Origin of the sequence: Rothia nasimurium (assembly GCF_035916755.1) — a bacterium.
Classification (GTDB): Bacteria; Actinomycetota; Actinomycetes; order Actinomycetales; family Micrococcaceae; genus Rothia.
Window position 1 is genome coordinate 52,591 of sequence record NZ_JAYWIX010000001.1, and the last position, 14,197, is coordinate 66,787.

At 61.3% G+C, this 14,197-nt stretch carries 11 protein-coding genes; 9 read left to right on the plus strand and 2 right to left on the minus strand.

Features of this window, described 5'->3' with window-relative positions:
- Window positions 1–70: 70 nt before the first annotated feature.
- From gcvH to VSX42_RS00250, 4 genes are all read left to right on the plus strand, one after another.
- Entirely contained in the window at window positions 71–457 is a 387-nt protein-coding gene (gene gcvH / locus VSX42_RS00235) for a glycine cleavage system protein GcvH (protein WP_135011394.1), read from the plus strand.
- Between the two features lie 283 nt (window positions 458–740).
- Window positions 741–1,181: an FHA domain-containing protein gene (locus tag VSX42_RS00240; protein ID WP_237185455.1), complete on the plus strand. Its 441-nt coding sequence runs from the start codon at window positions 741–743 to the stop codon at window positions 1,179–1,181.
- Window positions 1,182–1,183: 2 nt separating this feature from the next.
- Complete coding sequence (locus VSX42_RS00245; protein WP_326502438.1) at window positions 1,184–1,939, plus strand: MerR family transcriptional regulator; 756 nt, start codon at window positions 1,184–1,186, stop codon at window positions 1,937–1,939.
- 227 nt (window positions 1,940–2,166) lie between these two features.
- Window positions 2,167–2,760, plus strand: coding sequence for a MerR family transcriptional regulator (locus VSX42_RS00250; protein ID WP_326502692.1), 594 nt, complete (start codon window positions 2,167–2,169; stop codon window positions 2,758–2,760).
- Between the two features lie 100 nt (window positions 2,761–2,860).
- Here the strand turns inward: VSX42_RS00250 and VSX42_RS00255 are convergent, their stop codons facing one another.
- Window positions 2,861–3,676: a ParA family protein gene (locus VSX42_RS00255; RefSeq protein WP_326502439.1), complete on the minus strand. Its 816-nt coding sequence runs from the start codon at window positions 3,674–3,676 to the stop codon at window positions 2,861–2,863.
- 290 nt (window positions 3,677–3,966) lie between these two features.
- Here VSX42_RS00255 and VSX42_RS00260 point away from each other — a divergent pair, with 290 nt between their 5' ends.
- The 3 genes from VSX42_RS00260 (at window position 3,967) to VSX42_RS00270 (ending at window position 9,268) form a co-directional block, all read left to right on the plus strand.
- Window positions 3,967–7,416 carry a pyruvate carboxylase gene (locus VSX42_RS00260; protein WP_326502440.1) on the plus strand — a complete coding sequence of 1,150 codons (3,450 nt, stop codon included), beginning with the start codon at window positions 3,967–3,969 and terminating at the stop codon, window positions 7,414–7,416.
- A gap of 169 nt (window positions 7,417–7,585) precedes the next feature.
- The gene (locus tag VSX42_RS00265; protein WP_326502441.1) at window positions 7,586–7,804 is read left to right on the plus strand and encodes a hypothetical protein; all 219 of its coding nucleotides are present in this window, start codon (window positions 7,586–7,588) and stop codon (window positions 7,802–7,804) included.
- Between the two features lie 57 nt (window positions 7,805–7,861).
- Window positions 7,862–9,268, plus strand: a complete 1,407-nt coding sequence (locus VSX42_RS00270; protein WP_326502442.1) for a mycothione reductase — start codon at window positions 7,862–7,864, stop codon at window positions 9,266–9,268.
- A 281-nt stretch (window positions 9,269–9,549) separates the two neighbouring features.
- Here VSX42_RS00270 and VSX42_RS00275 read toward each other — a convergent pair whose 3' ends face one another.
- A complete protein-coding gene (locus tag VSX42_RS00275) occupies window positions 9,550–11,595 on the minus strand; it encodes an AMP-dependent synthetase/ligase (protein ID WP_326502443.1) in 2,046 nt (681 codons plus the stop codon).
- 292 nt (window positions 11,596–11,887) lie between these two features.
- On the opposite strand from VSX42_RS00275, the gene VSX42_RS00280 reads away from it, so the two are divergent.
- Both VSX42_RS00280 and VSX42_RS00285 read left to right on the plus strand, forming a co-directional pair.
- Window positions 11,888–12,631, plus strand: a complete 744-nt coding sequence (locus VSX42_RS00280; RefSeq protein ID WP_326502444.1) for a lysophospholipid acyltransferase family protein — start codon at window positions 11,888–11,890, stop codon at window positions 12,629–12,631.
- 145 nt (window positions 12,632–12,776) lie between these two features.
- Window positions 12,777–14,138, plus strand: coding sequence for a class II 3-deoxy-7-phosphoheptulonate synthase (locus VSX42_RS00285; protein WP_237223023.1), 1,362 nt, complete (start codon window positions 12,777–12,779; stop codon window positions 14,136–14,138).
- Window positions 14,139–14,197: the final 59 nt, after the last annotated feature.

Here is a 14,197-nt window from a genome sequence, read left to right on the forward strand (position 1 = left end):
ACCTCGTCGAGTTTCACGCACCTCGATCGGCACTCCCACAGAAGTCCCACAAAAGAAAAGGACACCTCCGATGAGCAACGTTCCTGCAGAACTCAAGTACACCAAAGAGCACGAGTGGGTCAGCGAACTCACCGCTGATGGCACCGTCCGCATCGGCGTTACCGACCACGCACAGAGCGAACTGGGCGACGTCGTCTACGTCGACCTGCCCGAGGTAGGCGAAACCATCGACGCAGAAGCAACCTTCGGCGAAATCGAATCCACCAAGAGCGTCTCGGACCTTTTTGCCCCCATCGCTGGTGAAGTCGTTGCCGTCAACGAAGACCTGGCAGATGCCCCCGAAACCGTCAACTCAGACCCCTATGGCGCGGGTTGGCTCATCGAGGTTCGCCCCAACGACGCCGCAGACATCGAAGGCCTGCTCTCAGCTGCCGACTACGAGGCAGAAATTGCCTAAAACCCGGCAGTAGCTATCACGCTATGAGTCCGCCTAAGGGCCGTCTTTTCCGCAGGGAAAGGCGGCCCTTTTGCTCTAGGTAAAAACAGGAAAATTTGGTGGGAGAACACGGCACGAACCGGGCAGAATAGAGGCGAAGTGGCTAAGATTAAACGAACGGTTCACTGTTTACCATTTCTTGACCTTGAACCGCTTACATCACACCACACCACGCATAACGTTTAGAACACAGGCACAGTACGGGCGTAGGCCCCGCCGCCCGAAGACATAAGGACGAGACCGTATGGCCCAGCATGAAGCACACCCGCCCACAAGCACCATCGCCATGGTAGCCCTGGGCGTATCCCAGTCCCATAACCCCACCGCCGAAGAACGCGACCTGCTGGCAACCCTGCCCGCAGGGTCAGCCGTCCTCATTGGTCTGGACGGCCAGTTCAAGGGCGCCCGCTTCCTCCTGAACCCCGAAACCGACGAAGATGGCGCTGACCTGCCCATCATCGCAGGCCGTAGCCCCCAGTCAGACATCTACCTGGACGACGTCACCGTCTCCCGTCGTCACGCCCTCTTCATCCCCAACGCGGGCAGCTTCATCCTGACCGATGCTGACTCCCTGAACGGTACCTACGTGAACAAGGACCGCGTGGACGAGGCCTACCTGCGCAACGGCGATGAAATCTACATCGGCAAGTTCCACTTCGCCTTCTACCAGGGCCAGGGGCAGTAACCATGGCTCAGGCTCACTCTGCTGAAACTGCTGGGGCAAAAAATAAGACCATCGGTCAGGTGCTCAGCGCCCTTGAAGGGGAATTTGAGGGCATTAGCGCCTCGAAGATTCGCTTTCTTGAAGATAAGGGTCTGGTGAGCCCGCAGCGTACCAATACCGGTTACCGCAAGTACTCCGAAGAAGATATTGAGCGCCTGCGTTTTGTGCTGCAGCTGCAGCGCGACCAGTACCTGCCGCTCAAGGTGATCCGCCAGCGCCTGGCCGACATCGACGCGGGGCTAGTACCCTCCCCCGGCAGCAAACCGGCCGTTGGGCAGGGGAGCGGGGCGGACGCGTCCGCGCAGCCGGGTGCCGAAGAGCTGCCGAGTGCCCGCCCGGCAGCCGAGGCAGAACCGGCCCGCACCTACACCCTGCGTGAGCTGGGCCAGGCAGCCGGGGTCGATATGCCCCTGCTACGTGAGCTCATGAACTACGGTCTGCTGGCAGACAACAAAGAAGAGTACGACCAGTACGACCTGGCTGTTACGAGGGTGAGCGACCAGCTCACCGCCCACGGCCTGCACCCGCGCCACCTGCGAGCCTTCCGGGCCGCTGCCGACCGCGAAGTCGACCTGGTTGAAACCGCGGTGGGCCCTCTGGCCCTGCGTAAGGACGAAGAGTCCCAGGCCCGTGCGGCCGAACTCGCCGGTGATATTGCCCAGCTGCTGCTCCGCCTACACATGGCCCTGGTAGCCGGGAGTATGCCCAGCTTCGACTAACCCCACCTAACCTTGCGCGAGGGGCACCGGGTAAACGTGGTCTGTCTTAATGACCAGAACCACGTTAAAACGCCGGTGCCCCTGCCGACCGATTAACCGGCAAAAGGGTTACTGGGCAGGTAGGATAAGAGAGTCCATGATCAGTTCAAGGGAAGGAACCTCAAACCGTGACACAGTACAACGGTGAACCTAGCGCCCCCGCCGCGCTGCGAGGCGTACCTGCCCCCATGGATCAGCCCCTGCTGGGCTTTGAAGACGTCATGCCCCGCACCTCCCCGGTGGGTGAGCAGGGCGTCCTCTTTGACGACCCTGTTTCTCTGGTTGATGAAAACCTGGGCTACCGCGGCCCCACCGCCTGTAAGGCAGCAGGCATTACTTACCGCCAGCTCGACTACTGGGCCCGCACCCACCTGGTGGAGCCCACCGTCCGCTCAGCCCAGGGTTCTGGCTCCCAGCGTCTTTACTCTTTCCGCGATGTGCTCGTACTCAAAATCGTTAAGAGCCTGCTCGATACCGGCGTATCCCTGCAGCAGATTCGCACCTCGGTCGACCACCTGCGCTCCCGCGGCGTTGAAGACCTCGCCGGAATCACCCTGATGTCCGACGGTGCCTCGGTCTACGAATGCACCTCGGCCTCTGAGGTAATTGACCTGGTGCAGGCCGGCCAGGGCGTCTTCGGCATTGCTATCGGCCGTGTCTGGCGCGAACTGGAAGTATCGCTGAGTGAACTGCCCGGCGAAAGCACCGCCCAGGAAATCCAGGCAGAGACCGAGTTCCACGACGAACTTTCGGCCCGCCGAGCCCGCAAGGCCGGCGCCTAAACAGCATAGAAAACTACCCCGTCTCGCAGATGCGAAGGCGGGGTAGTCACGTCTAGGGGCGCAGGCTCACAGCGAGCGTGAGCCTGGGCCCCTATACGTCTTATTCCGTAGCTACATCGAGCAGGCCCGCCAGTAGCGCGGTGAAGGCGCTGGCGAGTTCCTGGGCTTCTTCTTCGGGCCAGTAGTGCACGGGGTAGGCGGATCCCTGAATGCGCTGGAGCAGGTGCGTCTCGGGCAGGATAGTCTCAGCGACCAGGTCGCCAAAGAGCACCTTCATTTCCTCGATACGGTAGTCGTGTTCTGGGTCGCCAGCGCGTACCTTATTGATCACGATAGAGGCCGACTCCACGGCATAGGGGGTATTGGCTTCGAAGCGGGCAATGGCGCGCAGGGTGCGTTCGGAGCCCGCGACAGAGAAGAGTGAGGGTTCTGCGACAGACAACACCCGGTCAGAGGCAGCCCACGCCATCTCGGTGAGACGGCCCAGGGTGGGCGGGCAGTCGATGAGAATCAGGTCAAAGCTCTCGCGCACAGGCTCAAGGAGGTCTGCCAGGCGGGGGAGCAGGGTGGCTGAGTCGAGCTGCTCTAGGGCGGTAAGACGGGCGGACGCGCGCCCAACCCAGGTGCCTGCGTCCAGTCCGGTGCGGGAGGCGTTGCCCAGGCTGCCGAGGGTAGCCCACGAAGCGGGGGTGAGCTCGTCCGCCAGGGAATAATCCGAAGGGGCGAGCAAGATGGTGCCCATGTCGGTGCCTTCGGCGGTGTTCACGCCGAGGCCGGTTGAGGCGTCCCCGTGGGGGTCGAGGTCGATGACGAGGGTGCGGAGCCCGCTGGCCTGAGTGGCAGAGGCCAGCCCCAGCACGACCGATGTTTTGCCTACGCCGCCCTTTAGGCTGCTAATACTTACCACGCTGCTCATTGCCACGAAAGCCTCTCGAATTCGGCGGATACACACTGACCTTCTATGCTACCCAACAGGGCAGGGGCCTGCCGCTAGGTGCTAGGGAAAGTCAGGGAAGCTCACAGCTCACACCCTATCGCGTGTAGTCATGCTCACAATAAAATCTTTTCGTTACGTCCCGCATCACAAAAAATGAGACAAAACCAGGTGCTTTAGGAAGTCTAAAGATATATTTGAGGTGTTCACACACGAACTGTGGCTTAGCCTCACCGCACCCCGCTGTGCTGGGTGGGGCGGAACGGAAGAAAATGTTTTCAAAGATTCTGGTCGCTAACCGCGGCGAAATCGCAATCCGTGCTTACCGTGCGGCCTACGAGCTCGGCGCTAAGACCGTCGGCGTCTTCCCCTACGAAGACCGCCACTCCATTCACCGTCAGCAGGCCGATGAGGCCTACCCGATTGGTGAAGAGGGCCATCCCGTCCGTGCCTACCTCGATGTTGAGGAGATTATTCGCGTCGCCAAAGAAGCCGGCGCTGATGCCATCTACCCGGGTTACGGCTTCCTCTCGGAGAATCCTGATCTAGCGCGCGCCGCCGCGGAGGCCGGTATCACCTTCATTGGCCCTCCGCCGGAGGTTCTGGAACTGGCCGGTAACAAGGTTGAGGCACTGAAGGCTGCCCGCCGTGCCGGCATCCCGGTGCTCAAGTCCACCGAGCCCAGTGCAGACGTTGAGAAGCTGCTGGCTGAGGCTGAGGAAATTGGCTTCCCCATCTTCGTCAAGGCTGTTGCCGGTGGTGGTGGCCGCGGTATGCGTCGCGTTGAGAAGCGTGAAGACCTGCGCCCCGCTATGGAAGCGGCTATGCGTGAGGCCGACACCGCCTTCGGTGACCCCACTGTCTTCCTTGAGCAGGCAGTACTGCGCCCCCGCCACATTGAGGTGCAGATCCTGGCCGACGGCGAGGGCAACATCGTGCACCTCTTTGAGCGTGACTGCTCCCTGCAGCGCCGCCACCAGAAGGTCGTTGAAATCGCCCCCGCCCCCAACCTTGATGAGGAGATCCGTCAGGCCCTCTTCCGCGACGCGGTCAAGTTCGCCAAGGAACTGGGCTACGTGAACGCCGGTACCGTGGAGTTCCTGGTCGATACCGCCGGTGAACGCGCTGGCCAGCACGTCTTTATCGAGATGAACCCTCGTATCCAGGTTGAGCACACCGTGACCGAAGAGGTCACCGACGTTGACCTGGTACAGTCCCAGATGCGTATTGCTGCCGGTGAGACCCTGGAAGACCTGGGCATCCGCCAGGAAGATTTGCGCGTGCGCGGCTTCGCCCTGCAGTCCCGCATCACCACCGAAGACCCGGCGAACGGCTTCCGCCCCGACGTTGGCAAGGTTACCTACTACCGCTCAGCCGGTGGCTCTGGCATCCGCCTGGACGGCGGTACCGTCTACACCGGTGCCCAGATTTCACCCCACTTCGACTCCATGCTGGTCAAGCTCACCTGCCGTGGCCGAACCTTTGAGGACGCCGTCCGCCGCGCTTCTCGCGCCCTGGCCGAGTTCCGTATTCGCGGCGTCGCAACCAACATCCCCTTCATCAAGGCGGTGCTAGAAGACCCCACCTTCCGCGCTGGTGACGTCTCCACCCCCTTCATCGATGAGCACCCCGAGCTGCTGACCAAGAAGCCCTCAGCTGACCGCGGCACCAAGGCCCTGCAGTACCTGGCAAATGTCACCGTGAATAAGCCCCACGGCGAGCGTATCGAGGGCCTTGACCCCCGCTGGAAGCTACCTGCCTTCCCCGGTGATAAGACCGAAGAGCCCTACCGCTCACCCTTCGACGCTTCTACCCACGAGCCCCCGGCAGGCTGGCGTCAGCGCCTGCTCGAACTGGGCCCCGAAGGGTTCGCCAAGGCTGTACGCGACACCAAGGAAGTGCTGATCACCGACACCACCTTCCGTGACGCCCACCAGTCCCTGCTGGCCACCCGCGTCCGCACCCGCGACCTGCTAGCCGCTGCGCCCGCAGTAGCCCACGTAACCCCCGAGCTCTTCTCAGTAGAAGCCTGGGGCGGTGCAACTTACGACGTCGCCCTGCGCTTCCTCTCCGAGGATCCCTGGGAGCGCCTGGCCCACCTGCGTGCGGCCATGCCCAACCTGCCCATCCAGATGCTGCTGCGCGGCCGCAACACCGTGGGCTACACCCCGTACCCCACCGAGGTCACCGATGCATTCGTCAAGGAAGCAGCCGAGACCGGCGTCGATATCTTCCGTATCTTCGACTCCCTCAACGACGTCTCCCAGATGACCCCGGCTATCAAGGCCGTGCGTGCCACCGGCACCGCAGTTGCTGAGGTCGCTATCTGCTACACCGGCGACATGCTGGACCCTGCCGAGCAGACCTACACCCTGGACTACTACCTGAACCTGGCTGACCAGGTGGTAGAAGCCGGCGCCCACATCCTTGCCATCAAGGACATGGCCGGCCTGCTGCGTCCGGAAGCCGCCCGCCGCCTGGTTACCGCCCTGCGCGAGCGCTTCGACCTGCCGGTTCACCTGCACACCCACGACACCGCAGGTGGCCAGGTCGGCACCCTGCTGGCTGCCGTTGAGGCAGGCGTGGACGTCGTCGACGTAGCAACCGCCTCCATGGCAGGTACCACCTCCCAGCCGTCCTTCTCCGCCCTGGTTGGCGCCCTCCAGTACACTGACCGCGCCCCCTCCATCACCCTGGAAGCTGCCTGCGCGCTGGAACCCTACTGGGAAGCCGTCCGCGCCATCTACAAGCCCTTCGAGATGGGCCTGTCCTCACCCACCGGTCGTGTCTACACCCACGAAATCCCCGGTGGCCAGCTCTCCAACCTGCGCGCTCAGGCAACCGCCCTGGGGCTGGGGGAGCGCTTCGAGGATATCGAAGACATGTACGCAGCTGCTGACCGCATGCTGGGCCATATCGTCAAGGTAACCCCCTCATCGAAGGTGGTTGGCGACCTCGCCCTGCAGCTGGTTGGCATGGGCGTCTCACCCGAGGACTTCGAGAAGGACCCGCAGAAGTTCGATATCCCCGACTCGGTCATTGGCTTCCTCAACGGCGAGCTGGGTACCCCGCCCGCTGGCTGGCCCGAGCCCTTCCGTACCCGTGCCCTGGAAGGCCGTAAGCTCTCCAAGCCCTCGGTCAACGACCTGTCAGCCGAAGACCTGGAAGCCCTGAACGGGGACTCAGCTACCCGCCGCGCCACCCTCAACCGCCTGCTCTTTGCCGGGCCCACCCGCGACTTTGAGAAGGCTCGCGAGGAATTCAGCGACCTGTCGATTCTGCACACCCGCGACTTCCTCTACGGCATGATGTTCAAGCGCGAACACGTGATTTCGCTGGGTAAGGGTGTGCGCCTGATCGCAACCCTGCAGGCTATCTCAGAACCCGACGAAAAGGGCATGCGCGAGGTGATCTGCACCCTGAACGGCCAGCAGCGCACCGTCAATGTCCGCGACACCTCCGTTGAGTCCAATGTGAAGGAAGCTGAGAAGGCGGACGCTTCTAACCCCGGCCACATCGCAGCCCCCTTCGCTGGTGGCGTGTCTATCTCGGTCAAGCCCGGCGACGAAATCTCAGCTGGCGACCAGGTAGCTACCATCGAGGCCATGAAGATGGAAGCATCCATCACCTCAGCGGTCTCAGGCACCGTCGAGCGCGTTGTCTACAACGAGGTCTCTCAGGTAGCTGGTGGTGACCTGCTGATCGTGGTCAACGTCAAGTAACCCCGTATCAGGAGTACCCAAGGGGCGGACGCCCGCACCCGGCTTGCGTAAGTCGGGGCGGGCGTCCGCTCTCTTGTTATCTCATGTAGGGACCAGAAAAGTGACGAAAGTATGTGCTGTGCACAAGGATTTTGAGAGGAATCTGGTCCCTACCTGTAGGCTAGGGAACATGAACGTAACTCACCTGATGATTATTGGTTTTGGCGCGATCTTGCTCCTACTGGGTGTGCTCGCCCCACAGGGCGGCTGGAACATCTATGTGATGATTCTGGGCTTCCTGCACATCGTGGTCGGTAACGTGCTGGTATTCCGTCAGATGCAAAAGAACTTCCGCGGTAACGCAGAAGCTGCAGCACAGGCACACAGTGGAGCTGACAGCCGGGAATGAAATCTTAGCCTATCCCGTTGAACACCACAGACATACCCCAACATGAAAGGTAGCCCCATGAGCTCACCCCACCACTACGACCTCATCATTATCGGATCTGGCTCCGGCAACTCTCTGCCCAACGAGGACTTTGACGGCAAGAAGATTGCCATCATCGACGGCGGACGCTTTGGCGGCACCTGCCTCAACGTGGGCTGCATTCCCACCAAGATGTACGTCTACCCGGCCTCCACCGTGGTGCGCGCTAAGGACGCTGCCCGTCTGGGAGTAGAGCTAGAGCACAAGCACACCGCCTGGCGGCAGATTCGTGACCGTATCTTTGGCCGTATCGACGCTATCAGCGAGGGCGGGCTGGCTTGGCGTAAGTCCCTCGAGAACGTGGATGTCTACGAGGAATACGCGAAGCTGACCGGGCCTCGGAGCGTGGTTACGGCGTCCGGCCTTGAACTTACCACCGACCAGCTAGTGTTGGCTACCGGCTCCCGCGTCACCCTGCCACAGGTCCCCGGTATCGACTTGCCCCAGGTACACACCTCAGACACCGTCATGCGTATTGACGAGCTTCCCGAGCGCGTGGTTGTTATCGGTGGCGGCTTTATCGCAGCTGAATTCGCTCATGTCTTCTCGGGTTTGGGCGCCCAGGTGACCCAGGCCATCCGCTCAGACCGCCTGCTGCGCAGCCACGATGACACCATCGCCGAGATCTTTACCCGCGAAGCTGCCCGCCAGTGGGACCTGCGCACCAACCACGCCCTGAAGGCCATCGAGTCTGCCGACAACGGCTCTGTGACGGTGATATTTGAGGACGCTGGTGAGCAGGTTACCGTGCCCGCCGACCTTGTGCTGGTAGCAACGGGCCGCACCCCGAACTCCGATACCCTCGACGCTGCCACCTACTTTGATGTGAATGAGCGGGGCCTGGTGCAGGTGGATGAGTACCAGCGGGTGCTCTCTGGTGGCCAGCCGGTTAAGGGCGTCTGGGCTCTGGGCGATGTGAGCTCTCCCTACCAGCTCAAGCACGTGGCTAACGCCGAGATGCGCACCGTGCAGTGGAACATCTTGCATCCCGACCGGCTACGGGCCACCGACCACCGCTATGTTCCCGCTGCGGTCTTTACTCACCCGCCCATTGCCGCTGTTGGCCTGACCGAACGTCAGGCACGGGAGCAGGCTGAGGCTGAAGGGTTCGAGATTACTATCAAGGAGCAGAAGTTTGGCGACGTAGCCTACGGCTGGGCTATGGACGATAGCGAAGGCGTCTGCAAGCTCATCGCCCGCAAGGACACCGGCGAACTACTGGGAGCCCACCTAATCGGTGAGGAGTCACCCAACCTGATTCAGCCCCTGATTCAGGCCATGAGCTTTGGCCTGAGTGCCCGCGATATGGCCCGCGGCCAGTACTGGATCCACCCGGCCCTCACCGAGGTCGTAGAGAACGCCCTGCTGGGGCTTGAGCTCGACTAGGTGTTCCAATAGAAATACAAAATCCCCGAGCTGAAATTGGCTCGGGGATTCTTCTATATACGGGCAGATAAAGGGGCTACTGCTTATTTATTAGGGTAGGTGTAGCAGGCTCACAGCGAAGCTGCTGGCTCGGATGGAGTGAGCGGGTGCGAGTTAGCGAGCACGCAGGAGCGAACGGAATCCGCCGTCAGGCGGGGCGTGAATTGCCCTTGTCAGCGAAGCGAACCGGGCGAGAGGGTCGGCAGCGAGCGTGAGCCTGCGAAACCGCTTATGAATAAGCTTTATTGAGCCTGCTCTTCGTTGTTCTGATCCTTAGCCCCGGGTAGGGGAGCGACCTGCTGAATCTTATCTGCCAGTTCGTGTAGCTTCTGCCCCTGGGTCTCGGTGAACTCGTGTAGTTTTTCAGCCTGAACAGCCTTGAACTGATCCCACTTTTCGGTCTGCTCGGCACGCAGCTCCTGAACACGCTCAGCGGTGTGAGCGGCGGTCTCGGTCACGGTGGACTTGGTACGGTTGTACATATCTTCAACATAGGAGTTGAAGTCAGCCAGCACCTGTTTGCGGCGCACCTTCATAGAGGGGGTCAGGTGTCCCTCGGCCTCGGTGAAGTCCTTATCGAGGATGCGGAACTCGCGGATAGATTCGGCCTTCGACACAAAGGCGTTGGCGTCGTCGATGAACTTCTGGATAGCCTCACGGACGCGGGGGTTGGTGGAGGCCTCCTTGAGGGAGAGGGTGCGGGGCAGCCCGATGCGCTCGAGCTCATCGGGCAGGACGTCTGGGTCCAGGGTAATGAGTGCCGAGATGAAGGGCTTCTCGTCGCCCACCAGCATGGCCTGGGAGACGAAGGGGGACTGGCGCAGGCGGTCTTCGGCGGGTACCGGCATGACGTTCTTACCGCCGGCGGTCACAATGATTTCCTTCTTGCGGCCGGTAATAAAGATTTTGCCGTCATCGTCGATACGGGCCAGGTCGCCGGTGCGGAACCAGCCGTCCTCGGTGAAGGCCGCAGCGTTCTCTTCGGGGTTGTTGAGGTAGCCAGAGATCAGGCCGATGCCCTTGAACTCGAGTTCGCCGTCCTCAGCGATACGGGCAGAGCCACCGGGAATCAGGGTACCCACGTTGCCGATATCAAAGTTGCGGATGCGGCCAACGGCCAGGGGAGCGGTGGTCTCGGTCAGGCCGTAGCCCTCAACGACCTCGATGCCCACAGCGTGGTAGAAGTGGCCGTAGTGGGGGGCCAGGCGTCCGCCGCCGGATACCGCGAAGCGTACCTTGCCGCCCATGGCGTCGCGCAGCTTGGAGTAGACCAGTTTGTCATAGAACCTGTGCTGCAGGGTAAGGGCACGGGTCATCTTGCCCGCAATCTTGGCCTGGGACCACTTGATAGCCACGTCCACTGATCGCTGGAAGAGCTTGGCGTTGACCTTACCGCCCTTTTCCGCCTTCTTGATAGCTCCCTCGTAGACCTTTTCAAAGACGCGGGGCACAACCAGCAGCATGGTGGGCTGGAAGGACGCCAGGTCGGTGGAGAGGTTCTTGATGTTGGGGGCATGGCCTACCGTCAGACCCGCGTCAAAGGCCAGCACCTGAATCAGGCGACCCAGCACGTGGGCCAGGGGGAGGAAGAGCAGGGTCGAGTTGGTCTCGTTGGCAATCTCAGGGATGGTGAGTTTGGTATTGGCAGAGAGGCGGACGAAGTTGCCGTGGGTAATCGGGCAGGCCTTGGGACGGCCAGTGGTGCCGGAGGTATAGACGATGGTGGCCACGGTATCGAGGTTGGCGAGGGAACGGCGTTCTTCGACATCCTCGTCAGAGATAGAAGACCCACCGGAGACCAGGGTGGGGAGAACCGAATCTTCGATGACCCAGACGTCCTTGAGAGCATCGAGGGAGAGCTCCTCATCGGTGAGCTCACGAGCCTGCCCAATGACGTCTGCCAGTTTGCTGTTCTCAACGAAGACAGCCTTGGCGCCGGAGTGCGACAGAGCCCAGGCAGCCTGGGCAGGAGATGAGGTCTCATAGACGGGTACAGATACAGCGCCCGCGTACCAGATAGCGAAGTCAATCAGGGTCCACTCGTAGCGGGTACGGCTCATAATGCCAACGACGTCGCCTGCCCCAATACCTGCTGCCACAAGGCCCTTAGCCAGATCAATGACCTGACGGCGGAAGTCCTTGGCGGTGACGGGAACCCAGTTGCCGGTTGATTTCTGCACCCGGTAGACCAGAGGATTGCGGCTGTCCTGAGCGCGGCGTTCCACCATGTCGGTGATGTTAACTGCCGGATCAACAGTAACAATCTGGGGGGAGTGAATTTCTTTCACGGTGTTACCTTGTCTCTAACGGGCCCCGGCTGCGGGGGAGGGCTAAGGTGCACTGGCGACGATGCCGGGCACGCGGTTCTTCCTGGCCATTTTACAGCCCGCCCCTGGCGATAACCCTACTTTTGAGGGGTGTGACGCTCTGAGGGGAATAGCTTCACCTCGTTGGGGAGGGCTTTGTAACTCCTGTTTCTGAGCTGGTCGCCCTCGGGCATACAATATGTAGTGGAAAGCCGCTCGCTGACTGCTCTAGCCACGAGACCCCTAACATTGCTCTATCGCAAGGAGAGACACCATGTATATGCAGCTACGCACCGTGCTCAAGCCCTTCTTGCAGCGGGCCTATCACCACGAGGTTGTGGGGGCTGAAAATATCCCGGCAGCAAGCGGCGCTATTTTGGCAAGTAACCACGTGTCTTTTATTGACTCTATTTTCTTGCCTCTTGCGGCTCCGCGTCAGGTATTTTTCTTGGCTAAGTCAGACTACTTCACTACTCCCGGTCTTAAGGGGCGCCTGATGAAGTGGTTTTTCACCTCTGTGGGCCAGCTGCCCATTGACCGCTCCGGTGGTGCTAAGTCGGCTGAATCTCTGGCTGCTGCTGTCGCTGCCCTGCGCGAGGGCAAGCTCGTGGGCATCTACCCCGAAGGGACCCGTAGCCCCGATGCTCGCCTCTACCGCGCCAAAATTGGTGTGGCCCGCCTGGCCCTGGAGACCGGCGTCCCCATTATCCCCGTTGCCCAGTTCGGTAACGAGGATGTGCAGGTGCCCGGCTCCAACCGCCTGCGCCTGCGGAAGGACGGCAAACCGATCCGGGTGAAGACCGTCATCGGTGAACCCATCGACGTAACTCCCTATCTGGGGCGGGACGATGAATGGGCCGCCCAGCGGGAACTAGCAGACCTGGTTATTGAGCGGATTAGCCAGATGACCGGCCGCCCCATCACCCCGGTCTATGCGGCCGACGTTAAGAAGCTCATGACGGCGGAAGGAATCAGCGCGGACGAGGCCACCAGCCGCCTGCTTGAAACCCGCTCCTAGCTCGTCCGCCCCTGTTCTCAGAGCTGTATGTCACATGGTGGACACAGCTTTGAACCCTCCATATCAAGCCCCAATACTTTTGAATAAGAGACAAGAGCCTAACCCTCAGCTAGGCTCTAGCGACCACATACAAAGGAGTCACCCCGTGACCAACCCCGGCGCCGTGCCTACCCCGAACGACTTCCCCGAACTCGAAGAGTGGCGCTCCCTGCACATCGACCAGCACCCCCAGTGGGCTGAGCACCCGGACTTTACCGCCGTCATCAATGAACTGAACAGCGTTCCTCCGCTGGTTTTTGCCGGTGAGGTTGACCAGATGCGCGCCGACCTGGCTCGCGTTGCTGAAGGTGAAGCCTTCTTGCTGCAGGGCGGTGACTGCGCAGAAACTTTTGCTGGTGCTACTGCCGATAAGATTTCAGGCCGCGTGCGCACTCTGCTGCAGATGGCCGTTGTGCTGACCTACGGTGCCTCTATGCCCGTGGTTAAGATGGGCCGTATGGCAGGGCAGTTCTCTAAGCCCCGCTCATCGAACGACGAGACCCGCGACGGCGTCACCCTGCCTTCCTTCCGCGGTGAAATGGTTAACGGCTTTGACTTCACCGAAGAATCCCGTGTGCACGACCCCAACCGTATGCTGCGCGGCTACCACACCAGCGCCAGCACCCTTAACCTGATTCGCGCCTTCACCAAGGGCGGTTTTGCCGACCTACGTTCGGTGCACTCCTGGAACAAGGGCTTCACCTCCAACCCCGCCCACGCCCGCTACGAGTCCATCGCCGGCGAAATCGACCGCGCTATCAAGTTCATGGAAGCCTGCGGCACCGACTTCGGCCCCCTGAAGACCACCGACGTCTACACCGGACACGAGGCCCTGCTACTGGACTTTGAGCGCGCTATGACCCGCGTCGACTCGCGCACCCATCTGCCCTACGACACCTCCGCCCACTTCCTCTGGATCGGTGAGCGTACTCGCGGCCTGGATGATGCCCACGTCAACTTCCTCTCCAAGGTCCGCAACCCCATCGGCGTTAAGCTCGGCCCCACCACCACTGCCGACGATGCCATGGCCCTGATTGACAAGCTGGACCCCAACCGCGAGCCCGGCCGCCTGACCTTCATCACCCGCATGGGCGCCGGCAAGATTCGCGAAAACCTGCCCGCTATCGTTGAGGGCGTGCAGAAGGAAGGCGCTAAGGTCGTATGGGTCACCGACCCCATGCACGGCAACACCATCTCTGTACCGTCCGGTTACAAGACCCGCCGCTTCGACGACGTCATGAACGAGGTTCAGGGCTTCTTCGAGGTGCACGAGGCTCTCGGTACTTTCCCCGGCGGTATCCACGTAGAGATGACCGGCGACGACGTTGCTGAATGCCTAGGCGGTTCTGATCCCATCGAAGAAGCAGCTTTCGCAGACCGTTACGAGACCCTCTGTGACCCGCGACTGAACCACCAGCAGTCCCTGGAAATCGCTTTCCAGGTCGCTGAGTACCTGGCCCGCCGCTAAAGCCAAGGCCTTTAGGGCACAGAGCAAGCCGCCGTCCCCTGCCTCTTGAACACAGGTTT